This window comes from Saliphagus sp. LR7, from assembly GCF_003344565.1.
GTDB classification, from domain to species: Archaea; Halobacteriota; Halobacteria; order Halobacteriales; family Natrialbaceae; genus Saliphagus; species Saliphagus infecundisoli.
Map to the genome: position 1 here is coordinate 51,541 of NZ_QPND01000009.1, position 22,413 is coordinate 73,953.

At 68.3% G+C, this 22,413-nt stretch carries 22 protein-coding genes; 14 read left to right on the forward strand and 8 right to left on the reverse strand.

What is annotated here, in order from left to right; all coding sequences use genetic code 11:
- The first annotated feature begins 86 nt into the window (after positions 1 to 86).
- Both prs and DVH23_RS13330 read left to right on the forward strand, forming a co-directional pair.
- Positions 87 to 950: a ribose-phosphate diphosphokinase gene (prs, locus tag DVH23_RS13325; protein ID WP_114577924.1), complete on the forward strand. Its 864-nt coding sequence runs from the start codon at positions 87 to 89 to the stop codon at positions 948 to 950.
- A gap of 83 nt (positions 951 to 1,033) precedes the next feature.
- On the forward strand, positions 1,034 to 1,213 hold the full coding sequence (locus DVH23_RS13330) for a GPR1/FUN34/YaaH family transporter (protein ID WP_114577925.1): 180 nt from the start codon (positions 1,034 to 1,036) through the stop codon (positions 1,211 to 1,213).
- A 3-nt stretch (positions 1,214 to 1,216) separates the two neighbouring features.
- Here the strand turns inward: DVH23_RS13330 and ileS are convergent, their stop codons facing one another.
- Together ileS and DVH23_RS13340 are read right to left on the reverse strand one after the other, a co-directional pair.
- Positions 1,217 to 4,393, reverse strand: a complete 3,177-nt coding sequence (gene ileS / locus DVH23_RS13335; protein ID WP_114577926.1) for an isoleucine--tRNA ligase — start codon at positions 4,391 to 4,393, stop codon at positions 1,217 to 1,219.
- Positions 4,394 to 4,500: 107 nt separating this feature from the next.
- On the reverse strand, positions 4,501 to 4,731 hold the full coding sequence (locus DVH23_RS13340; RefSeq protein WP_114578012.1) for a hypothetical protein: 231 nt from the start codon (positions 4,729 to 4,731) through the stop codon (positions 4,501 to 4,503).
- Between the two features lie 162 nt (positions 4,732 to 4,893).
- Between DVH23_RS13340 and DVH23_RS13345 the strand changes: the two genes are divergently transcribed.
- The 5 genes from DVH23_RS13345 (at position 4,894) to DVH23_RS13365 (ending at position 8,240) form a co-directional block, all read left to right on the forward strand.
- Positions 4,894 to 5,532, forward strand: coding sequence for a uracil-DNA glycosylase family protein (locus tag DVH23_RS13345; protein WP_114577927.1), 639 nt, complete (start codon positions 4,894 to 4,896; stop codon positions 5,530 to 5,532).
- A gap of 175 nt (positions 5,533 to 5,707) precedes the next feature.
- Complete coding sequence (locus DVH23_RS13350; RefSeq protein WP_114577928.1) at positions 5,708 to 6,127, forward strand: HIT family protein; 420 nt, start codon at positions 5,708 to 5,710, stop codon at positions 6,125 to 6,127.
- Positions 6,128 to 6,206: 79 nt separating this feature from the next.
- A complete protein-coding gene (locus DVH23_RS13355; protein WP_114577929.1) occupies positions 6,207 to 7,181 on the forward strand; it encodes an ABC transporter ATP-binding protein in 975 nt (324 codons plus the stop codon).
- On the forward strand, positions 7,174 to 7,965 hold the full coding sequence (locus tag DVH23_RS13360) for an ABC transporter permease subunit (RefSeq protein ID WP_114577930.1): 792 nt from the start codon (positions 7,174 to 7,176) through the stop codon (positions 7,963 to 7,965). Before DVH23_RS13355 ends, DVH23_RS13360 begins: the two co-directional genes overlap by 8 nt.
- A gap of 41 nt (positions 7,966 to 8,006) precedes the next feature.
- Complete coding sequence (locus DVH23_RS13365; protein ID WP_114577931.1) at positions 8,007 to 8,240, forward strand: hypothetical protein; 234 nt, start codon at positions 8,007 to 8,009, stop codon at positions 8,238 to 8,240.
- Positions 8,241 to 8,316: 76 nt separating this feature from the next.
- Here DVH23_RS13365 and DVH23_RS13370 read toward each other — a convergent pair whose 3' ends face one another.
- A complete protein-coding gene (locus tag DVH23_RS13370; protein WP_114578013.1) occupies positions 8,317 to 9,450 on the reverse strand; it encodes an A24 family peptidase in 1,134 nt (377 codons plus the stop codon).
- Positions 9,451 to 10,043: 593 nt separating this feature from the next.
- On the opposite strand from DVH23_RS13370, the gene DVH23_RS13375 reads away from it, so the two are divergent.
- Entirely contained in the window at positions 10,044 to 11,345 is a 1,302-nt protein-coding gene (locus tag DVH23_RS13375) for a glycosyltransferase family 2 protein (RefSeq protein ID WP_198667926.1), read from the forward strand.
- Positions 11,346 to 12,389: 1,044 nt separating this feature from the next.
- Positions 12,390 to 14,264, forward strand: coding sequence for an AAA family ATPase (locus tag DVH23_RS13380; RefSeq protein WP_114577932.1), 1,875 nt, complete (start codon positions 12,390 to 12,392; stop codon positions 14,262 to 14,264).
- Positions 14,265 to 14,367: 103 nt separating this feature from the next.
- Here the strand turns inward: DVH23_RS13380 and DVH23_RS13385 are convergent, their stop codons facing one another.
- Positions 14,368 to 15,381, reverse strand: coding sequence for a S26 family signal peptidase (locus DVH23_RS13385; protein WP_114577933.1), 1,014 nt, complete (start codon positions 15,379 to 15,381; stop codon positions 14,368 to 14,370).
- A gap of 89 nt (positions 15,382 to 15,470) precedes the next feature.
- Between DVH23_RS13385 and DVH23_RS13390 the strand changes: the two genes are divergently transcribed.
- Positions 15,471 to 17,168, forward strand: a complete 1,698-nt coding sequence (locus DVH23_RS13390) for a DNA-directed DNA polymerase II small subunit (protein WP_114577934.1) — start codon at positions 15,471 to 15,473, stop codon at positions 17,166 to 17,168.
- A 17-nt stretch (positions 17,169 to 17,185) separates the two neighbouring features.
- Here DVH23_RS13390 and DVH23_RS13395 read toward each other — a convergent pair whose 3' ends face one another.
- On the reverse strand, positions 17,186 to 17,638 hold the full coding sequence (locus DVH23_RS13395) for a hypothetical protein (RefSeq protein WP_114577935.1): 453 nt from the start codon (positions 17,636 to 17,638) through the stop codon (positions 17,186 to 17,188).
- A 98-nt stretch (positions 17,639 to 17,736) separates the two neighbouring features.
- Here DVH23_RS13395 and DVH23_RS13400 point away from each other — a divergent pair, with 98 nt between their 5' ends.
- Positions 17,737 to 18,765, forward strand: a complete 1,029-nt coding sequence (locus tag DVH23_RS13400) for an RAD55 family ATPase (protein ID WP_157972400.1) — start codon at positions 17,737 to 17,739, stop codon at positions 18,763 to 18,765.
- Positions 18,766 to 18,774: 9 nt separating this feature from the next.
- On the opposite strand, the gene DVH23_RS13405 is transcribed toward DVH23_RS13400, so the two are convergent.
- Together DVH23_RS13405 and DVH23_RS13410 are read right to left on the reverse strand one after the other, a co-directional pair.
- Positions 18,775 to 19,041: a hypothetical protein gene (locus tag DVH23_RS13405; RefSeq protein ID WP_114577937.1), complete on the reverse strand. Its 267-nt coding sequence runs from the start codon at positions 19,039 to 19,041 to the stop codon at positions 18,775 to 18,777.
- Between the two features lie 243 nt (positions 19,042 to 19,284).
- On the reverse strand, positions 19,285 to 19,497 hold the full coding sequence (locus tag DVH23_RS13410) for a hypothetical protein (RefSeq protein WP_114577938.1): 213 nt from the start codon (positions 19,495 to 19,497) through the stop codon (positions 19,285 to 19,287).
- Between the two features lie 74 nt (positions 19,498 to 19,571).
- On the opposite strand from DVH23_RS13410, the gene DVH23_RS13415 reads away from it, so the two are divergent.
- The 3 genes from DVH23_RS13415 to DVH23_RS13425 are packed head-to-tail and all read left to right on the forward strand — an operon-like array spanning position 19,572 to position 22,177.
- On the forward strand, positions 19,572 to 20,456 hold the full coding sequence (locus tag DVH23_RS13415) for a YkgJ family cysteine cluster protein (protein ID WP_114577939.1): 885 nt from the start codon (positions 19,572 to 19,574) through the stop codon (positions 20,454 to 20,456).
- Between the two features lie 51 nt (positions 20,457 to 20,507).
- Positions 20,508 to 21,479, forward strand: coding sequence for an NAD(P)H-binding protein (locus DVH23_RS13420; protein WP_114577940.1), 972 nt, complete (start codon positions 20,508 to 20,510; stop codon positions 21,477 to 21,479).
- Positions 21,479 to 22,177 (forward strand): hypothetical protein, encoded by a 699-nt coding sequence (locus tag DVH23_RS13425; protein WP_114577941.1) that lies wholly within the window; start codon positions 21,479 to 21,481, stop codon positions 22,175 to 22,177. The genes DVH23_RS13420 and DVH23_RS13425 overlap by 1 nt, the downstream gene beginning before the upstream one ends.
- Here the strand turns inward: DVH23_RS13425 and DVH23_RS24270 are convergent.
- Positions 22,174 to 22,347 carry a DUF5786 family protein gene (locus DVH23_RS24270; protein ID WP_232833763.1) on the reverse strand — a complete coding sequence of 58 codons (174 nt, stop codon included), beginning with the start codon at positions 22,345 to 22,347 and terminating at the stop codon, positions 22,174 to 22,176. The genes DVH23_RS13425 and DVH23_RS24270 overlap by 4 nt on opposite strands.
- Positions 22,348 to 22,413: the final 66 nt, after the last annotated feature.

The window sequence follows — 22,413 nt, forward strand, 5'->3', positions numbered from 1 at the left end:
ATCCGATCAGGCCACATGGCGAGATAAGCGGTACCGACCGAACGCGGAACGAAAGCGGGTTTACCGTCCGGGCTGTGGCCCCGACCATGACAGCGATCGTCAGCGGCTCGGCCTCCCAGGCACTCTCGGCGGCTCTCGCCTCCGAACTCGACTGCCCGCTCGCGGCCGTCGAGTACGACCGCTTTCCCGACGGCGAACTCCTCGCCGCGGTCCCCGGCTTCGACGCCGACCGGGCCGTCGTCGTCGCCTCGACGACCTCCCACGCGGCCCACCTCGAGCTCCTCTTGCTCCAGGACGCTCTCCACGAGGCCGGTGCCGAGGAGGTCGTCACCGTCCTCCCCTACATGGGCTACGCCCGCCAGGATCGGGCCTTCGAGTCCGGCCAGCCGATCTCCTCGCGGGCGGTCGCCCGGGCGATCTCGACCGGCGCCGACCGCGTGCTCACCGTCTCCCCCCACGAGGAAGGGGTGTGCGAGTTCTTCGAGCCGACCGCCGAAGTGGTCGATGCCGCTCCGGTTCTCGCCGACCCGCTCCCCGACGACCTCGCCGATCCGGTCTTTCTCGCGCCCGACGAGGGAGCCGTCGGCATCGCCGAAACCGTTCGAGACACGTACGGCAGCGGCGAGATCGACCACTTCGAGAAGCACCGACTGTCGGGCGAGAGGGTCGAGATTACCCCCTCCGACGCGGACGTCGCCGGCCGCGACGTCGTCGTCGCTGACGACATCATCGCGACCGGATCGACGATGAGCGAGGCCGTCGAAGTGCTCCACGACCGGGAGGTCGCCCGGGTCTTTGCGACCTGTGTCCACCCGCTGCTGGCCGGAAACGCCTACACCAAACTCGCCGCGAGCGGCGTCGAGGCGATCTACGGTACCGACACGATCGAGGGGCCGGCGACCGCGGCCTCGGTCGCGCCGGTCCTCGCCGAGCACCTGTCGGCGGACTGACCAGGGTCTCGCCGCCGGCTTCCAGTCACAGCGACTGAGGACGGCCTCGTGGTATTACCTCGATGCGGGACCGAGGACGGGACATGAAGCGGGACACGGTCGCGTTCGGCGCGTCGTTTCTGACCCTCGCGGTCGGCCTGGGCGTGCTCGTCGCCGGAATCTTCCAGGGCGGACTGACCACGCTCGCGGTCGGCGGCGGGGCGATCGTGGTGGCGGGCGTCGTCGGACTGTACGTGGCGGTCGCGGGGAGCGCAGGGGCCTGACCGTCAGGACGAAGGGGCCGGCTCGATCGCCAGCTCGACGTCGACCCCCTCGATCTCCCACTCCATGCGGTGGCCCTCATCGACGTCCCCGATCGCGTCGGCCCGGACCTCCTCGCGGATCAGCTCCTCCCGCCGGCGGACGAGGTCGGCGACCCGGTCGTCGGCGATAGCGATCTCGACTGCGATCCGCTCTTCGACGTCGAGGTCGAGGTCCTTTCGCATCTCCTGGACCCGTCGAACGACCTCGCGGGCGTAGCCCTCGCTTTCGATGTCCTCGGTGAGGTCGGCGTCGACGTAGACGACGCCGCGGTCGTCGCCGTCGATTCCGAACGCCGTGCCGGCGACGTCCTCGGGCGTCTCGGTGACGAACGAAACCATCTCGGGCTCGAGTTCCTCGCCGACCGCCCCCTCTAGGGCCGCGAGGTCGGGCTCCTCGATCCGGGCCTCGTTCAGCGAAGTCATTACCTCGCCGGCGCGGTCGCCGAACGCGGGGCCGAGTTCGCTCATGTCGGCCTCGGCGCTGTAGGCGAGTTCGCCCCACCGCTCGCCGGGACCCACGAGTTCGACCGCACGGGCGTTGAGCCGGTCGGCCAGCAGGTCCTCGTGGCGGGCGACCGCCTCGGCAACCCGCTCGTCGTCCGCGGCCACGACGATCCGGGTCACGGGCCAGCGAAGCTTCCGACCGGCTCCCTGGCGGGCGTTCGCGCCCGCCTCCTCGATCGCGCGGAGGAGGGCGACGTCGGCCTCGAGTTCGTCGTCGGTCCAGTAGTCCGAGACCTCGGGCCAGTCTTCCATGTGGACCGTCTCGTATCCGGTCTCGCCGGTGAGCGTCCCGTAGAGTTCGTCGGCGACGAAGGGAGCGTAGGGGGCGAGCAGCGTCACGACCTCCCTGAGGACACGGTGAATCGTTGCGTAGGCCGCCGTCTTCGACCCGCTTTCCTCCTCGTCCCACATCCGTTCGCGGACCGCCTGGACGTAGTACCGGGAGACGTCCTCGACGACGAACTCGATCAGAGCCGAAAGGGCGCGGTCCTGGCGATAGTCCTCGAACGCCGCGGTCACCTCCCGTTTCGTGGACTGGAGGCGGGCGAGCACCCACTCGTCTACGACCTCGAGGTCCGAATCGACGTCCTCGAGAGTGGTTTCGTCGGGATCGAAGCCGTCGAGACGCATGTACGGTAGCGGGAACCGGACGACGTTCCAGAGCGTCCGGAGATGATTCTCCATCGTCTCCATCCCGTCCCAGGAAAAGCGCATGTCCTCGCCCTGGGGGTTGTTCGAGAGCAGGAAGAGGCGCATGACGTCCCGGCCGTGACGGTCGATCGCCTCGTGGGGATCGACCAGAATGTCCTTTGACTTGCTCATCGCCCGGCCGTCGGGCATCTGGGCGAACCCGTGCATCAACACCTGTTCGTAGGGAATCTCGCCCATCGCCGCGGTCCCCATCCCGAGCTGGGACCAGAACCAGCCCCTGGTCTGGTCGTGGGCCTCCATGATGAGGTCGGCGGGCCAGAGTTCCTCGAACCGTTCCTGGTCGGCGGGGAAGCCAATAGTGCCCCAGGAGGCGACCGAGGAGTCGAGCCAGACGTCGAAGACGTCCGGAACCCTGGTGTAGGTCGTCCCGTCCTCGGTGATCGTCAGCTCGTCTACGGTGTCCTTGTGGAGATCCACGGAGTCGGGATCGATAGCCTGGTCTGCGCGCTCGGCGAGTTCCTCCCGATCGCCCACGACGATCATCTCCTCGTCGTCATCGCGGCCCTCGGGGGTCCAGATCGGGATCGGGATCCCCCAGTACCGTTGTCTGGAAACGTTCCAGTCGGGGGCCTCGCTGACGAAATCCCGAAAGCGGCTGTCGCGGGCCCACTCGGGGTGCCACTGGCTGTCCTCGATGTTTTCCAGGAGCTCGTCTTTGATGTCGGTGATCGTGATGAACCACTGGTCGGTAACGATCTGGACGATCCCGGTATCGCAGCGCCAGCAGTGGCCGTAGCTGTGGGTGATCGTCCCGGAGGCGAGCATCGCCCCTTTCGACTCGAGGTCGGCGATGATCTCCTCGTCGGCCTCCTTGACGAACTGGCCCTCGTACTTCCCACCAGCATCGGTGTAGACGCCGTCGCTCCCGACGGGACAGAAGATCGGGAAGCCCAGTTCCCGGCCGCGCTCGAAGTCCTCCTCGCCGTGGCCCGGCGCGGAGTGGACGAGGCCGGTGCCGTCGCCCTCCGTCTCGACGTAGTCGGCGGCGTACACCTCGTGGGCGCCGTCGTGATCGGTGTGGTCTGGGACCTCCGCCGCGAGGGGATGGTCGTACCCCCAGCCGAGCAGCTCCTTGCCCGCGAGCTCCTCCTCGACCTCGAAGTCGTCGTAGCGACCCTCCCGGAGGACTTCCTCGTACTTCGCCTCCGCGACGTACAGCAGTTCCTCCTCCCCCTCCTTCCGTGCGCGCACGCCGACGTACTCGCCGTCGGGATCGACGGCTGTGAAGGTGTTCGCCGGGATGGTCCAGGGGGTCGTCGTCCAGACGACCAGCGATCCCTCGCGGTCGGCGAGATCGAACTTCACGTAGACCGAGGGGTCGGAGACGTCCTCGTACTCGACCTCGTTGTTCGCGATGGCGGTCTCACACCGGGGACACTGCGAGATCGACCGGTGGCCCTTCTCGACTAAGCCGCGCTCTGCGGCCCTCGAAAAGCCCCACCAGGCGGCCTCCATGTACTCGGGGTCGACCGTCTTGTACGGATCGTCCCAGTCCATCCAGACGCCGAAGTCCTGGAAGTCCGACTGGAGGCCCTCGAGCTGTTCGTCGGCGTACTCCTTGCAGGCCTCGATGAAGGCGTCCTCGCCGTAGGCCTCGATGTCCTTTTTGTTCTCGAAACCCAGTTGCTCCTCGACTCTGGTCTCGATCGGGAGCCCGTGCATGTCGTAGCCCGGGCGGTCGGTGACGTCGTAGCCCTGCATTCGCAGGAACCGGATGTAGCAGTCCTTCAGGCTCTTGTTCCAGGTCGTCCCCATGTGGGCCGACCCGGAGGTGTACGGCGGGCCGTCGACGAAGAAGTAGGTCTCGCCCTCGGCTCGGTGCCGTTTGGTCCGCTCGTAGGCGTCTACGTCCTCCCAGTGGTCGAACACCCGTTGCTCGACCGCGTGGGGGTCATAGCCCTCCTCGATCTCGCCGAACCTGCTCATAGGGGATACGACCGCCTCGGACACTAAAGGGGAATCGGTTGTGCAGACGGCCGAGAACGCAGAGCGAGAGTCGGCGATCGAGGCCCGAGAACCGACCGAGGACGGCGTTATCCGGCGAGCGAGGCGAGCGAGGCGAGGGCCTTCCGGCGACCCACCGTGATCCCGGCGTACAGCATGATTCCGCCGAAGACGGCGAGCCAGACGGCGACCATCGTCTCCCCGCCGGTCGTGACGTACTGGAAGCTGGTGTACTCCGCGGCGGTACCGACGACCGTCAACAGCCCGGCGGCGACGGCGTAGACGACCGCCGAAAGCACCTCGACTGCGAGTTCGCGCATGAAACAGGGAAACGAGTGGACGGACGTAAACTTGTCTATCCCGCCCGGGCTCGAGAGGCGCCACGGTGCCGGGACCGTGAAGCCCTTGGCCGGCCGCTCCGAACGCCGGGCGTGTTCGATCCGGAGTCCTCCGAGCCCGCGTTCCCGGACCGCCGCCACGTCATGGCGCCGGGCTGTCGCCGTTGTCCCGCCCTCGTCTCCGGCCGCGAGCGGATCTCCTGGGGAACCGGACCCGGGGACGCGGACGTGATCGTCGTCGGCGAGGCGCCGGGATACGGGAACCCGGAGGCCGACCGCTGGCGCGGGGGCAACTGGACCGGGAAGGCCTACACCTCCCGCCACTCCGGCCGGCGGATCCGCCGGCTGCTCGCCGACGTCGGCTTTCCCGACGCCTACTACACGAACGCCGTGAAGTGTTTTCCCGCGAGCGAGGAGCCACGGTCCTCGGAGGCGAGCGGCGAAGCCGCGAGCAAGGACGAGACGCCGACGAACCGCGAGCCGACCCCCGGGGAGCGCGAGCGGTGTCGGGATCACCTGCTCGCCGAAATCGACTCCGTCTCCCCCGCCGTGGTGCTTGCGACCGGCAAACACGCGACGACCTCGGTGCTCGCGGCCGAGGGACGGGAGCTGGACGGCTTTCTCGACTGCGTGCTCGAGCCGATCCCACTGGGCGGACTCGGCCTCACGCTGCTCCCGATCCTGCACCCCTCCTACCAGGACGTCTGGGTCGCCCGGCTGGGGTACGAACCCGAGGAGTACCGGACGGCAGTCGGCGAGGCACTCGAGGACCTCGTCGGGTGACCGTCCGGTCGTCGCCGCTCGTCGTCGGCCGTCCCCACACCATCCGGTCGCCGCCCGGCCGAGCCGGAAGAATCACGTGTGGATCGGTCGATCTGGAACCATTCGGATCGCACTCCGCGACCGGTCTCCGCCACCATCGCCAACCTTCTTGCCCGATGGGGACACACGTCCGCGTATGAGCACGATCTTCGGTCAGATCGTTTCGGGGGACATCCCCGCGCGCGTCGTCTACGAGGACGAGACCACGCTGGCCTTTCTCGACGCCAACCCGCTCGCGCCGGGACACACCCTCGTGATCCCCAAAGAGGAGTACGAGCGCCTGAACGACGTCCCCGACGACGTCGCGAGCGACCTCTACGCGACCCTCCACCGGGTGGTGCCCGCCGTCGAGGAGGCCGTCGATGCCGACGCGACGACGGTCGCGTTCAACAACGGCGAGGCTGCGGGACAGGAAGTCCCCCACGTCCACGGCCACGTCATCCCCCGATTCGAGGGCGACGGCGGCGGCCCGATCCACGCCGTCGCGGGCGACCCGCCCGACCTCTCCGACGAGGAACTAGATAGGATCGCGGGCGATATCGACGACCGGCTCTGACCGTCCCGGGCCTAAAGAGGAGCCGTGACTCCTATCGGCGACCGGAACTGTATATGTAGCTCCACGTTCTACCGGTGGTATGGCTGCGATCGAGGTCCGGGAGCTAACGAAGACCTACGGCGAGGTCGTCGGGATCGAGTCGCTGTCCTTCTCCGTCGGGAAAGGCGAGGTCTTCGGCTTCCTGGGCCCCAACGGCGCCGGGAAGACGACGACGATCCGGGTCCTGCTGGGGCTGCTCTCGCCGACGGCCGGTTCGGCGGAGGTACTCGGCGCCGACGTCACCAGCGAGTCGGATCTGATCGAGGCAAAGCGCCGGATCGGTTACCTCCCCGCCGACCTGGGCTTCGACGAGGACGTCACCGGGCGGCGGGTGCTCGACTACTTCGCGTCGATCCGAGGCGACGAACGACGCGCGGAACTCCTCGAGATCTTCACGCCACCCCTCGATCGGGAGATCCGCGAATACTCCTCGGGGAACCGCCAGATGCTGGGCGTGATCCAGGCGTTCATGCACGACCCCGACCTCGTGATCATGGACGAACCCACGAGCGGGCTCGACCCGCTCAAACAGGAGCGGTTCAACGAGTTCGTCCGGGCCGAACGCGACCGCGGGACGACCGTCTTCTTCTCGAGTCACGTCCTGAGCGAGGTCCGGCGGGTCTGTGACCGAGTGGGGATCCTCCGGGAGGGAGAACTGGTCGCCGCCGAGGACGTCGAGAGCCTGGTCGACCGGGGCGGCAAGCGCGTCCGCGTTCAGGTCGGCGGCGAGGGGGGCGGGCTGGGCGACGTGGAGGGCGCGACCGACGTCCGGAGGCTCGGCGACGAACACCGCTTTGCGTATGCCGGCGACTACGGCACGCTCCTGGCCCACCTCGCGAGCTACGACGTCGTCGACGTCGAGATCGCCGAACCGCCTCTCGAGGACGTGTTCATGCACTACTACGGCGGGAGCGAGGACTCGGACGGCGAGGGCAACGAGAGCGATGCGGGCGAAGAGTCCGGAAGGGCGCCCGAACCGGCGAGCGAACCCGCCGGAGGTGACGCCGATGCTTGAGATCGTCCGCTACGAGGCCGAAAAGCGCCTGACGGGAACCCTCGCGCTCGCGGTCGGGCTCGGCGCCCTCGCGGTCTTCTTCGTCGCCTTCTTTCCCTCCTTTGCCGACGTCGACATGGAGAGCTACGCCGAGGCGTTCCCGCCCGCCTTCCGGGAGGCCTTCGGGATCGAGGCGATCGGCACCATCGAGGGCTTTCTCGCCGTCGAGGTCTACCAGTTCCTCTGGGTGCTCCTTCTGGGGCTCTACGTCGCCTACCTCGGCGCCGGAGCGATCGCCACCGACGTCGAGCGCGACCGAATGGACCTGCTGCTCTCCTTGCCGGTCTCCCGAAGCCGCGTGCTCGGCGAGAAGTTCCTCGCGCTCGCGGTGCCGATCCTCGTGCTCAACGCCGTCGTCCCACTCGCCGTCTACGGCGGCGTCATCGCCGTCGGCGAGTCGATCGACGCCGTCAACCTGGCGATGGTCCACCTGCTCTCGATCCCCTACCTGCTCGCGTGTGCGGCGATCGGCCTCCTGCTCTCGACGCTCGTCGACCGGGCCGACGTCGCCCAGCGGGCCGCCCTCGCCGCCGTCTTCGCGCTGTTCCTGGTCGACTCGATATCGGCGAGCGCCGAGGACCTCGAGTGGATCGGGGGGATCAGCCCGACCGCCTACTACGACCCGAGCGCGATCCTCGTCGAGGGGAGCCACGACCTCGGCGGTGCGGTCGTCCTGCTCGGGGCGACCACAGCGCTCGTGCTTCTCGCGTCCATCCGGTTCCGGCGGGCGGACGTCGGCGCGTAGCGGGAGGAAGGACTTTGTGGGTCCCGGTGGGATTTCGCCCCATGGGATGGCTCTCGGGACTGTGGGCCGACGTCCGCGCCACCCCGGTCGCCGCGGCCCTCGAACTCGGGACCGTCTTCGCGAGCGCCGGGCTCTTCCTCGCGCTCGTCGTCGCGCTCGCGTGGGGACCGCCGCCTCGCGGGCCGACCGCCCTCTGGGCCGCGATCGTCGCCGTCGGGGCGGGGGTCGCGGTCGTGTGGACGGTCCTCGTTCCGGTGTACGACCGATACGGCTGAACGGAGTGGCGTCTCCGGTCCGGTACAACCACACGACCGTCGTTGGGGTTCTCGGGAACGGCGTACAGCAGCGGAATCACGCCACCAGCCCGACCAGGAGGTCGCCGTAGACGAGCGCGATCACGAGGCCGACGAGGACCGCGACCAGGAAGGGCATCCCCGGTGAGATCCAGACCCGGTCGCGGCGACGGACGACCTCCAGGCCCTCCCGGAGCGTTTCGGGCGAGGTGCCGTAGGCCGTGCCCTCGATCTCGTCGAGGAAGGTTTCCGCTCCCCAGGGGTCGTCGGCGGTCGCTTCCGGGCCGCGGGCCGGTCGGTCGCCATCGCCCGCCGCGGCTCCTGTGGGAGCTGACCGCCCCGCCCCGACCGCGCCGTCGGTCGGCCGATCGGGTTCGACGGGGAGGGTCGCGGGATCGCGGTAGCGGTCGGGATCGGCCCGCAGGTCGGCGACGGTCAGCCCCCGCCACCGGAGGTACATCCGGAGGGCATCGAGGTCGAGTCCCGCTCTCAGGGCGGGCCCTTCCGCCGTCTCGAGGAGCCGACCGTGGGTCTCCTCGAGGGCCTCCCAGTCGACGGGGCGGCCGACGGCCATCGCGGGAGTCAGCCGGCCGGCGGCGGCGTTCCGGACCGCGAGAGCAACGGGGACGCAGGCGGCGACGACGACCGCGTTGGCGAGTATCGTAAAGGGGAACGCGGCGATCGTCCCGGGCTCGAGCGGAAACGGGGGGGTGTCCGGCGGGATCTCTATGGCGTACGTCGGAACCGTCGGGAAGAGAAGCGCGAGCGCGAACAGCGCCCGGGCGTCGGCGCCGCCGAACCCCCCGGCCCACCACGTGAAGTAGGCGATCGGGACGACGAGCCCGAAGCCGACGGCGGCGGGCACGAGCAGGTCGCTCCGGGCGAGCGGGCCGGCCCGCCAGGCCAGCCACGCCTCCCAGCACAGCAAGACAGCTCCGAGGGCCCCCAGGGGGACCCACGCGACGCTCGGAACCCGTCGGCTCCGGACGTCGCGGACGGCCGCCCAGGCGAGGAGTGGGACGGCGACGAGTCGCAGGAGATCGGGAGTCGTCGTCCCGATCACGCCCGACCGCGAGAGTGGGCTCTCACGGCCGACTCCTCTCGAGGCGGCGGTGTTATCGTTTCGTTTCCGTCCAGTCGTCCGTTTCCCTCGGATCAGTTCGATCGTCCTGCTCCGGGCCTTGCGGGGCATCCCGATCACCGCTCGTGCCGGGTGCGGTCGGTCCGAAAAGCCGGCAAGCAGCGATACGTCGGTAAGAAGCGATTGACGACCGTTAATACGCAGGTAACGGTCGATCGACCCGGCGGCGATCGTGGAGATCGTTTCGGTCGTCCGGTTGGGAACCCACGCCAGTCTTGTCGCCAGAGAACTATATTCGTCGATCCGAATATCCCGCGTATTCGGACCGTACGGGGCGATATATCCGAAGTAGCCCGATCGATACGACCGGTCGTATCGGCTACCGGTAGCGTACGTAGAACCTAAATTCTCTTATACCGTGGTCTCGAACGCTCGTGTGATGAAAGCGGTCGAACTCGGGCGTCCCACGGGGACCCCGACATCGAACGGTCGGCGGTCGGAACGGAGCCACGGGAGGTGGTCGCCCGTCCGATCATCGACCGGCGGCGTCGGACGATCCCTTCGCTCGGCGCGCGCTGAATTTATTTCTGATAAGTCGTATTCAGGCATGAAGGTTTTTATGCTCGGTCCTCACTGGTTCATACGATCAACCGAACTGCAGCCGTCGGAACGACCGGAGACGGCTGTGGGTCGTTTCCCACATCATGTCTGAATCGTTCACGAACACGAACCGGGCGGAGTTCGCCGAGGACGATCACGAGCGGGTTCGCTCCGAGCCGGTCGCCATCGGGGTTCTCGCGACCGAGGACGGCGAAAACAACCTTCACAGGACCGTCCTCCAGTCGATCCGCGACGGGTTCGCCGTCTTCATCGTCCCCTGGGGGATCTCCGCGGACACCGAGGCGGCCATAGACCAGACCGACGCCACGATCGTCGAACCCGCCGACTGCGGGAGCGTCGACGACGCCCGCGAACGCCTCGTCGAGGCCGCCCGGACCGCGGGGGCGGGCGGGATCGCCCTCTGTGAAGCCGGCGACGAGATCGACCTCGATAGCTGTCACGAGGCGGTTCACTCCGCCCCGGAGTACGCGATCTCCGCGCCGATTCGAGGGGAGACCGGCCGGCTAGTCGGTATCCCCGCCTACAACGAGTCCGTCGGCATCGGCAGCACGATCATCGCCGCCCAGGAGTACGCCGACGAGGTCGTCGTCGTCGACGACGGCAGCGCCGACAACACGGCAGCGATCGCCAGGAACACCGACGCGACGGTCATCGAACACGCGGAGAACAAGGGGAAAGGAAGCGCGCTATACACGTTCTTCGAGTACGCGCGGGCCGCCGACGCCGACTCCGTCATCGTCCTCGACGGCGACGGCCAACACGTCCCCCACGACATCCCGAAGGTGACCGAACCGATCGAGGAGGGCGAGGCCGACCTCGTCGTCGGCAGTCGGTATCTCGAGGGAAGCGGCGGCGAGACCCCGTTCTACCGCCGGTTCGGCCAGCAGTTCCTCGACGTCCTTACCTTCGGTTCCAGTGGAACGCACCTCTCGGACACCCAGAGCGGGTTCCGAGCGTTCTCGCCGAAGGCCGTCGACACCCTCTCGATCCGGACCGACGGGATGGGCGTCGAGAGCGAACTCATCGGGACCGCGATGGACGCCGACCTGCGGATCGAGGAGGTTCCTATCGACGTCCGCTACGAGGGGATCGACGGCCAGACGTACAACCCCATCCGCCACGGGCTCGGGGTCGCGACCTATCTCGTGCAACTCATCCGGGACCGCCATCCGCTGCTTTTCTTCGGCGTTCCCGGACTCGTCTTGACCCTCGCCGGACTCGCCCTCGGCGTCGACGTCGCCGCGACGTACAACGCCCAGGGTGCGATCGCGCCCGGCCGGACGCTCGTCGCCCTGTTCCTGACGATCGTCGGCGTCCTCGGGGTCTTCTGTGGCCTGATCCTGAACCGAATGTCGACGATGCTCGCGGAGCTTCGATCGGAGTAGTTCGGAGGGCCGTCGTCGAGAGGAAGAACTCTCTCCAGCAGTCGACCATGTCGGTGGGAGCTCCCCGGTGAGTCCCTTTCGACGAGTCCATCGAACCCGTCGGCCTCACGAAGAAGGAAGGTAATACAACGGGGAGGGAGCCGCCGCGAGCGACGCCGAAGCCAGTAAAGGTACCACGGACCGACCCCGGCGACCTACCCCCACCCCTTCGTTTCGAGTGGAACCGAACGAGGGGCGGTTCGGAACAGTCGGCACGAAGGCAGCGACGAGGGGATCGATCGAGAGACGAAACCGGCGAGAGAAAGGCGAGAGAAGCCACTCGGGAGCAAAGCGGAGAAATCAACCGAACGGGACCAGCAAGCCACGGGAGAGATCGGAAGGACTAGTAACGACTACCACAAATCTAGTAAATCGCTCGGTTTGCTAGTGTTGCGGATATTGTTTCCCTCCCACCCAAATAAAACCACCTGTTCTAGAGAACCCCCCTCCCCCACCCATCCGGATCGCTCTCCACTCGAAACGAAGGGGTGGGGGGTTCGCTCTCCATCCCACCCTAATCCGTCACGTCCGTCGCGGGTCTCCATCCGAACCCGTCGCTTCACCCTCTCCGGACGCTCCCATCCACACCTGTTCTCGCTTTCCGTCGCTCTTCCGAGCTCGGGGTTCCCGATCCAACCCGTCGTGAGCTCGGTTCTCCTCTTGAGGGCTCGGTCCCCGTTGTATCGATCGACCCGACGAGGACACCCCTCGTTCCACTCGAGCCGAGGCGGTTGCGACCCGACTTTCCCCTCGAGGACGGATCGACCTCGTCGAACGCCGACTCGTCGAGACGTATATTCCGTCGAAGTAGTCCCGCAATCGGAGTGTCGTTGCCGTTGAAGGGAAGGACTTATTAGCTAGCTATTCCTCTGGTTCGTCTGCATCAACTGGACTCGGGCGAGGGATGGGAGACGGTTTCCCGGCCGATTTCGGCCACATATGGGCGAGTATCGCTCGTTTCCGGTCCGCGTTCCACACGAAACAAAGGGGTAACGCATACGACGGATGTCTGACGACGATTCACAGACGACGGGTTCGAGTCGAGAGATCGACCTCGCCTCCACGCGTGGTTTCGGGTCGAGCGGGGAGGCCGAGTCGGGGAGCGACGACCCTGGCCAGGGCCTGTTCGACGACCTCCTCTCGGGCGAGCCGATCTTCGACAACAAGGAGGTGCTCCGTCCGTCGTACACGCCGCACGAGCTCCCCCACCGGAGCGACCAGATCAACAAAATGGCGACGATCCTCGTCGCCGCGCTCCGCGGGGAGACCCCCTCGAACATCCTCATCTACGGGAAGACGGGGACGGGAAAGACCGCGAGCGCGAAGTTCGTGAGCAAGGAGCTAGAGACCACCTCCTCGAAGTACAGCGTCCCCTGCGAGGTCGAGTACATCAACTGCGAGGTCACGGACACCCAGTACCGGGTGCTCGCCCAGCTCGCCAACAAGTTCATCGAGGAGAACGAGCGGATCATCGAGGAGCGACTCGATACGCTCGACTCCCTCCTCTCCGCGGCCGAGGAGTACGACGGACGGATCGACGGGGGACGTCGGGAGGGTGCCGACTCCGCCGGCGGATCGGCCGGCCCGACCGGAGACGGTTCCGAACCCGCGACGGGCGAGTCGGAGTCGGCCCCCGGCGAGGACGGTTTCGCGGCGGGGAGCCCGGACGATCCCGATACCCTCGAACGACCGGAAACAGCCGAAAGAGACGCCGAATCCGACGATTCTCCAGTCGAAACGGAGGGGTTCGATTCGGAGTCCGGGACCGATCTCGCCTCGGCCGTCGAGCCGGACCCGATCGTCGATCCCGAGGCGGATCCCGAGGGCGGGTTCGTCGGCGAGGGGGACGAATCCGAAGGAGAGCGGGTCGAGATCCCGGACGCCGAGGAGCAGGCGAGAGCAGAGTCGGGTCACCCACTCGTCGGAACCGGCTTCGCCTCCGTCGACGAGGTTCGCGACCGGATCGAGGAGCTAGAGGCCGACCTGGAGGGGTTCGAGGAGGTACCGATGACGGGGTGGCCGACCGACCGGGTGTACAGCGTCTTCTTCGAGGCGGTCGATTACTCCGAGCGGGTGGTCGTCATCATGCTGGACGAGATCGACAAACTCGTCGAGAAGTCGGGCGACGACACCCTCTACAACCTCTCGCGGATGAACTCCGAACTCGACAACTCCCGGGTGTCGATCATCGGGATCAGCAACGACCTGAAGTTCACCGACTTCCTCGACCCCCGTGTCAAGTCGAGTCTGGGCGAGGAGGAGATCGTCTTTCCGCCCTACGACGCCAACCAGCTCCGGGACATCCTCCAGCACCGCTCGGAGGTCGCGTTCAAGGAGAGCGTGCTCTCGGCCGACGTCATCCCGCTGTGTGCGGCCTTCGCGGCCCAGGAACACGGCGACGCCCGGCGCGCGCTCGATCTCCTCCGGACGGCGGGGGAACTCGCCGAACGCGGGCAGGCAGAGCGGATCGACGAGGACCACGTCCGACAGGCCCAGGACAAGATCGAACTCGACCGCGTCGTCGAGGTCGTCCGCACGCTCCCGACCCAGTCGAAACTCGTCCTGTTCGCGACGATCCTCTTGGAGAAGAACGGCGTCCACTCGATCAACACCGGCGAGGTGTACAACATCTACAAGCGTCTCTGTGAGGAGATCGACGCCGACGTCCTCACACAGCGCCGGGTCACGGACCTCATCAGCGAACTCGACATGCTCGGGATCGTCAACGCGGTCGTCGTCTCGAAGGGCCGGTACGGCCGGACCAAGGAGATCAGCCTCTCGGTGCCCATCGAGGAGACCGAGGTCGTGCTGCTCTCGGACTCGCGGCTCTCGGACATCGACGACGTCCAGCCGTTCGTCCAGGCCCGGTTCGACAACTGATCGGTCCGGGCGGATCCTTTCTCGCCTCTCCCACAGCCGTCGATCCCGGTCCCGTCCGCGCAGATCACTGCCGCTCTCACCTCCTCACGCGTAGTGACCGACCTCAGTTCCGCAGTCGCCGCCGGGTGACCGTCACGGTTCCGACCGCCGCCGTGCCGGCCACGAGGCCAGCGGTGCCGACCGACGCGGGCGTCGATCCGGCCGGCGACGGCTCTGCTGCGGCCACGGGCTCTATCGCGGTCGGCCCCGTCGCGAGGAGGTCGTCGAAGGCGAGGCGGACGTGGCCGAGCCACGGGACCCGGAACATCGCCTTCCCCTGTATCCAGGCGGGTCTGACGACGTCGGTCGATGCGCCGGTACCCATTACCTGGTCGTAGCCGTCGTTGGCGTCGCCTTTCGTGACGAAGCCGGCGTGGCCCGCCGGGCAGGTCACCACCTCCTCGCAGGTCGTCGCACCGTTCAGGTAGTCGGGGTTCGCCTGCTCGTCGACCCAGTTCTCGCCGGGTTCGACCCAGAAGTGTGCCCGGTGGATCACCGGCGTCCGGAACTCGCTTCCGTCGGGCCGGAAGACGATGACGTCGCCGGCCTGGCCGAACTTCTCGTGGCCGCTCTCGGTGCCGCTTTCGGCGCTGACGACGCCCGTATCGCCGATCGGGCCGTCGCCAACGAACCGCCCCTCTTCGGCGATGAAGACCAGGTCGCCTTTCTGCATGTTCGGCTCCATGCTCCCGCTCTCGACGGCGACCATCGGCGGCCAAATCCCGCTGACGCCGAAGAGGACGAGCCCGATCAGGGCGACGATCGCGACGCTGCTGGCCACGTCCCGGATCGCGACGACCGTCCCGTTGTCGGTCCGGAGGAACCACCGGATCGGGGCTTCCGTCGGCTCGAGATCCCGTTCTCTCCCCGTCGATTCCCGTTCGGGAGCGTCGGGCTCCCCGTCGGCCGATCGATCCCCGGCGACTGGCGCGCCGGTTCCGTTCGCGGTCGCCTCCTCCGGCCGCGAGCGGTCGGCACCCTTCCCGTCTCCGGACTCGGCCGTCGGCTCCGAGTTCGACGCCGACGACCGGTCGTCGGGCGTCTCCTCCGGAGGGTCGTCGGAGCCGGGGCCGTTCATTGGCCCCCGTTTCGACGGGGTCGACAATCAACCTTCTGTTCGCTCTCCCCGTTCGTCATGCTTTTCTCGGCGCTCGTCAATGAGGGGCTGTGTCCGTAGAGGGGGCCGCCCGGATCGTCCGCGAACTGACGAGCCGCGGCTACAACGCCGACCGCGAGACGGTGGCGCTGATCGCCGACAGCGAACGGCCGGTGGCCGTCCTCGAGCGCGTGCTCCGGGAGACGCCCGAGGACGCGCTGGTGATCCGTCCGGAGTTGGTCCGGTCGGCCCGCGCGGCGGTCGATCGGGCGGGGGACGGGACGGGTGGGGACGGCCGATCGGACCGAAGCTCGGACGGGTCCGAGCGGCGACTCGGTCGGATGCCCGACTCGGGCTCCGCCCCCGAAGACCCCTCCGTTTCAACTGGAACCGATCCCGAACGTCCCAGCGACGGGGGTGGGGAGTCTCCAGTCGAAACGAAGGGGTCGGAACCGCCGGACGTCGACGGGGAAGATCGCCGCGAAACCGGATCCGAGAGCCGGGTGGCCGACCGCGAGACCGGTGGAGGCGAGACCGTCGAGCGCGAAACCGTCGAACGCGGCGATCGGGAGGTCGAGATCGCCGGCGACATGACCGGCGCGAGCACGGGGACCGGGGAGTACCGGGACTTCGTGGCGGTGTTTCGCGACCGCCTCGACCGGCTCGGCTCGAAGCTGAAGGGGCGGGTCAACCACCGGCCCGCGAGCGCGATCGGGTCGATGTCCGGCGGCAGCGAGGCCGGAATGGTCGGCCTCGTCAACGACGTTCGCTCGACGGCCAGCGGCCACTGGCTGATCGAACTCGAGGACGCCACCGGCACGTTCCCGTGGCTCGTGATGAAGGATCGGGAGTACGCCGGGCTCGTCGACGAACTGCTCTTCGACGAGGTGCTCGCGATGGAGGGCACCCTCGCGGACGATGCGGGGATCGCCTTCGTCGACTCGATGTACTTCCCCGACGTCCCCCGGACCCACGAGCCCTCGACGGCCGACCGGCCGGTCCAGGCGGCGCTGGTGAGCGACGTCCACGTCGGGAGCCGGGAGTTCATGGGCGAGGCCTGGGACGCCTTCGCCGACTGGCTCCACACCGACGCGGCCAAGCGGGTCGAGTACCTCCTGATCGCCGGCGACATGGTCGAGGGCGTCGGCGTCTACCCCGGCCAGGACGAGGAACTCGACATCGTGGACATCTACGACCAGTACGAGGCGTTCAACGAGCGCCTGAAGGGCGTCCCCGGGGATCTCGAGATCGTGATGATCCCGGGCAACCACGACGCCGTTCGGCTCGCGGAACCCCAGCCGGGGTTCGACGAGGAGCTTCGCGGGATCATGTCGGCCCACGATCCCCGGATCGTCAGCAACCCCGCGACGGTGACCGTCGAGGGCGTCTCCGTCCTGATGTACCACGGCCGCTCCCTCGACGAGGTGATCGCCGAACTCCCCGCCGAGAAGGCGAGCTACGACGAGCCCCACAAGGCGATGTACCAGCTTCTCAAAAAGCGCCACGTCGCCCCCCAGTTCGGGGGCCACACCCGTTTGGCGCCCGAGGAGAAAGACCATCTGCTGATGGAGGAGGTCCCCGACGTCTTCCATACGGGCCACGTCCACAAGCTCGGCTTCGGGAAGTACCACGGCGTGCTCGCGATCAACTCCGGGTGCTGGCAGTCACAGACGGACTTCCAGAAGCGAAACAACATCCAGCCCGACGCCGGCTTCGCGCCGATCGTCGACCTCGATACCCTCGACGTGACGGTCCAGAAGTTCAGCTAAGTGCGGGGGTTCCGGCGCTACGTCTCGGGATCCCGAGCGTCGGCCGCGCTCTCGAGACGGTACCGAATCGTGGGGTCGCCGTCGAACCGCGGGCCGGCGCCCGCTTCCTCGAAGCCCAGGCGGTCGACCGCACCGATCGCGGGGGAGTCGGGCGGGAGCAACGTCTCGACGGCCATCGACTCGCCGGCGGCGAACTCGATCGGTTCGGCGAGGAGTCGCTCGCAGACCGCCTCGGTGCCGTCGATCCCGGTGACGTGGACGGTCCCCGCGTCGGCGTCGAAGCTGACGAACCCGAGGAGCTCCCGGTCGTCGTCGGCATCCCCCGAGGGGTCGGATCCGCGGTCGGGGTCGTCGGGCTCTGCGACCCGGACCGTCCGGTCGTGGACGAGATTTCGCATGACGTCGGCCGGACTCCCCGCGACCGCCGCGAGCGCGGGGGCGTCGGCCTCGACTGCCTCGCGTACGTGCATCGACTCGTGGTACCGCGTCCGTCCACATAACTCCCGGCACGCCCCGCCGACCGCGTCCGACGCGTCCCTTTTTGATGGCCCCCTCTCTACGTGGTGTCATGGCAGGGACCGACCGCCGCTGTGACTTCTGTCGTCAGCCGCTCGTGGGTGAGGACCACGTCCTCGAACAGGAGGGGAACCGGTACCGGTGTTGTACGGAGCAGTGTCGGGAGGCCTTGGCGGGAAGCGACCGAGTGTTCACGGAGTACGACGGCCACCGCCGGATGCGGGCGGGGGTCGCGGGGATCGACGACGCCCTCCCACAGGGGCTCTCGCGGAACTCGTTCGTGTTGCTCGCGGGGAACACGGGCACCCGCGAGGGGGCGTTGCGGGCGGAACTCGCCTGGCGAACCCTGGAGCGGGGCGAGCCCGTGATCCTCGTGGCCTTTACCGAGCCGCCGATCTCGCTGGTCGAGAGCTACCTCGCGATGGACTGGAACGTCCTGCCGGCGATCGAGGACGGCCGGGTCCGGATCGTCGACTGCTTCACTCCCCGCGTCGACGACCGCGAACGGCTCTACGACCGGCTCACCCCGTGGAACCGCCATCTCGACGGCCTGGTTGAGCCGGCGACGGCGGTCGTCCGGGACCCCGGCGACGGCCACGAGCTCCGGAACAAACTCGACAACGCTCTGGAGGACCTGGGGATGGTCGAGTCGGGACTCGTCGCGATCGACTCGCTGGTCGAGTTCGCCTCGCTGGTCCAGCCGGGCCAGGCCTACGGCTTCCTGAAGGACGTCCGGGCGGAGGTCTGCAAGGGGCGGTTCGTCCCCGTGATCGGCGGGGCGACCGGCGGCGACGAGGAGGCGTTCCCGCGGGACCTGGAGTACGTCGCCGACGGGGTGATCGACCTCCGCCTCGACGGCGGCATCGTCGAGGACACCCTCTTCCGTCGGCTGCGGGTCCGGAAGATGCGTGGCGTGTTGACGATCCCGGAGTGGCACACCTACGAGTACACCAGCGGGCTCGGGTTGGTCACGTTCGATCCCCGAGAGGAGGTCGAGGGCGAGGAGTCGGCCGGAAACGGAGAGGACGCGGGCGACGACGACCCCGACGCGGAGCCGGACGCCGAGAACGGACGAGAGTAGCCCAACAGCTCACTCCTCGCCGCCGAGCCGGCAGTTCCCGTCGGCTCCGTCGTCCGGGATCGGCTCGACCTTTCTGACTGCGGTGTGGACGTAGAGGTCGATCAGGAACTCGGGGGTGAGCGCCTCGAGCGTCGGGGAGTCCTGGCGGTAGTTGGTGCTCGCGCTCCGGACGAACACGCGGAGCTCCTCGTCGACCGGCCCGTCGGCCTCGATCGTGAGGTCGTTGTGGATCACGCCACGGACCCCGCGGCTGTCGACGAAGGATACGCTGACCATGCGGTGTGCTCGTTCGGTTGGTAGGGGGGGACCTGCAAAGGGGCTCGCGTGGCACCTGCCGGGGACGGCGTCCCGTAATTCTCCGGGTGAGATCCCCGCCGTTTCCCGCAGCGTCCGATCTGCAAGCGGGTTCCCCCTCACGGTCTGTGAAGCGTTTCACGATCGAGGTTCTCGAGGAACGGGGGAGATGGCACCACGGTTTCTATCGCCGATCCTCGTTGTCGGCTCCCCCTCTCGTCCGCGTCACTCCTCTTGGACCGCCTCGAGGGCGGCGACGTCTTCGCGCGTGGGGTGGTCGGGGAGCGCCTCGATGCAGGGATAACAGAGCAGATGCGTCGAGCCGTCCTCGAGGTCGAGGGTGAGCCCGGTCGCCCCGTCTCCGCCGGACCAGATGTCGGCGATGCCGCCGGCGACCCGGAGCCGTCTCCCACAGCCGTCACAGGACTCGGTCGCCATGGGCGGGCTTGTCCCCTGGGGGGCAAAACCGTTCCCCCCGAGCGGATTATGGTGCTCGCGGGCGTGGTCGGCCCATGGAGCTGAACTGCGCCGGCTGTGCGGGCTGTTGTGTGGACTGGCGCCCGCTGGCTCCCGAGGGCGGCTCCGACCACGAACGGCGCGGGCCCTACAGTCCCCTCGACGCGGCTTACAACCTGGTCGCCCTCGAACGCGAGGAGATCCGCGGCTTCCTCGCCGACGGCATGGGCGACGCGCTGACCGTCCGGCTCTGGGAAGCAGACGACGACGAGGGCGCGGTCGAGATAGACGGCCACCGGCTGGCGGCGGTCGCCGGCCGGCCCGCCTTCTTCGTCGGCCTGCGGAAACCTCCGAAACCGGTCGCTCCAGTCGGCCGCGAGGAGCCGACCTGGCTCCCGAGCTGTGTCTTCCTCGATCCCGACACCCTCCAGTGTCGGATCCACGGCGACGCGCTCTACCCCGCCGAGTGTGGGGCCTACCCGGCCCACAACCTCGAACTCGGCGTCGAGACCGAGTGCGAGCGCGTCGAGGCGGCCGGCGGCGGCGACCGCCTGCTCGAGGACGACCCCGGCGACGCGGCGGACACCGGCCCGCTCTTTGGCCCTCAGGCGGTCGGCCAGAAGCTGTTCGCCCATCCCGATTCCGACGACCTCGAGGGGATCGTCGAGCGGGCCGCCGAGGGGACCCTGACCCGCGAGGACCGCGCGGAGTTCGTCGCGGTCGCCGCGGCGTCGAGTCCGGGTACCCTGGCGCTCTCCGACCCCCACTACGAGGACGCCAGAGAGCAGGTTCTCGCGGCCGACTCCTGGGCCGGACGCGCGATCGACGACTGGGAGGAGCGAGCCGGCGGCCGCGGGGAGCCGGCAGCCACCGATCCCGCGGACGCGGGCCGGGCCGTCGAAGAGGAGCGGGGCGCGCCGGACACGCCGGGCTGGGACTGATACGGTCGCCGCGATCCGACCCGTTAAACCGCGGGCGCCGATAGACGACCCATGCGCGTGCTCGTGACGGGTGCGACCGGCTTCGTCGGAAGCCGGCTCGTCCCCGAGCTCATCGACGCCGGTCACGACGTGAGCGTCCTCGTCAGAGACGCCGCCGACTACGATCCCCCGAGCGGCGTCCGGGTGTTCGAGGGCGACGTCCTCGAGCCCGGAAGTTTCGAGACCGCCCTCGAGAACTGCGAGGCGGTTTACTACCTGATCCACTCGATGGGCGGCGGCGGGGACTTCGCCGAGCGGGACCGCCGGGCGGCCCGCAACGTCTCCCGGGCGGCGAGCGCCGCCGGCGTCGACCGCGTGATCTACCTGAGCGGGCTCGGCGGCGACGGCGAACTCTCCGAGCACCTCCGGTCGCGCCGGGAGGTCGAGTACGTCCTGGGGGAAGGGGAGTTCGACCTGACGGCGCTGCGGGCGGCGGTCGTCATCGGCGCCGAGAGCGCGAGCTTCCGGATGATCCGCCAGCTCGCCGACCGGCTCCCGCTGATGGTGACCCCCGAGTGGGTCCGCACCGAGTGCCAGCCGATCGCGGTCCGCGACGTCGTCTCCTATCTGGTCGGCGTCCTCGACGCCCCCGAAACCGCGGGTGGAACGTACCAGGTCGGTGGTCCGGAGGTGCTGACCTACCGGGAGATGTTAGAGGAGACGGCCCGGGTCCTCCACGGGCGGACACCGCTGATCGTCCCGGTGCCGGTGTTGACGCCCACGCTGTCGGCGTACTGGGTCGATCTGGTGACCGACGTCCCCGCCGACGTCGCCCACCCGTTGATCGACGGGCTGGGCAACCGGGTCGTCGTCACCGACGACTCGATCGAGGAGCTGGTCCCCGTCGAGCTGACGACCTTCGAGGACGCCGTCCGGCGGGCCATCGACGAGGAGCGAGAGGATGGAACGCGGCCGAATCACGCGGCCGGCTCGAGCGACCGGGGGGCGGTCCCGATCGACGACGAGGGGAGCGGCGGGGCCTGATGGAAGTCGAGTACGGCGAGACCTGGGTCTACGAGAGCATCGTCGGCGCGCTCCCCGGCGTCGACCTCCCCGACCGGGTCGCGGTCGCGATCCAGCTCGCCGCCTTCGAGGCCGCGATCCTCGTCGTCGCCGCGGTCTACGGGCTGTGGACCGCCGTTCCTGCGGGGACGGCCGCGGTCGCCGTCGCCGCCGCCGGGAGCTGGTTTATGCTCCGGTACAGCCGCGAGACGCGGACGCTGAAGACTCCGCCGGCTTACAGGCAGGTGCTGTTCGGTTCGAGCATTGAGGTCGTCCTGGGGGTCGTCGCGTTCGTCGCGCTGATCACCTACCTCTTCGTCTACGACCCTGCGACGACCGGCGAGTCGCTGGTGACCGAACTGTTCGGTCCCGAGCCGCCGCCGCTCGCGGTGGGCCTCGCCTTGCTCGTGCTCTGGGACGTCGTCTACCGGATCGGCACCTGCTGGTGGGCGAGCGTCGCCTCGCTCTGGCGAGCTTACCGGTACGCGTTCGACGCCGACGAAACCCGGCGGCTCGTCGCCCTCGACGCCCGAAACGTCGGCTTCGCTGCGGTCCAGCTCTTGTTCGTTCCGTTCGTCGCGGATCGGCCGCTGTTGCTCTGGGCGCTGTGTGGTCACGTGCTCGCGGTCGCCTGCGTGAGCGGGCTGGCGATCGTTCGCCAGCGGGCCGTCGCCGGTTAGCCGGATTTCATCTCCTCGAACTGGTCCAGAAGCGCCTCCATCGATTCGCCGGAATCGTATTCGACCGAGCCGTGGTAGATCGTTCGTTCGTCGTCGAAGTCGGTATCGACGGCAGCGGCCTGCTTCTCGCGACGCTCGTGTTCGTCTTCGTCATAGGCACCCATTGACATGGTACGTATGAACGTATCTTGGTCGCTCGCGCTTATCAATGTACCGGCCGGCGAGGGCAAGAGGTA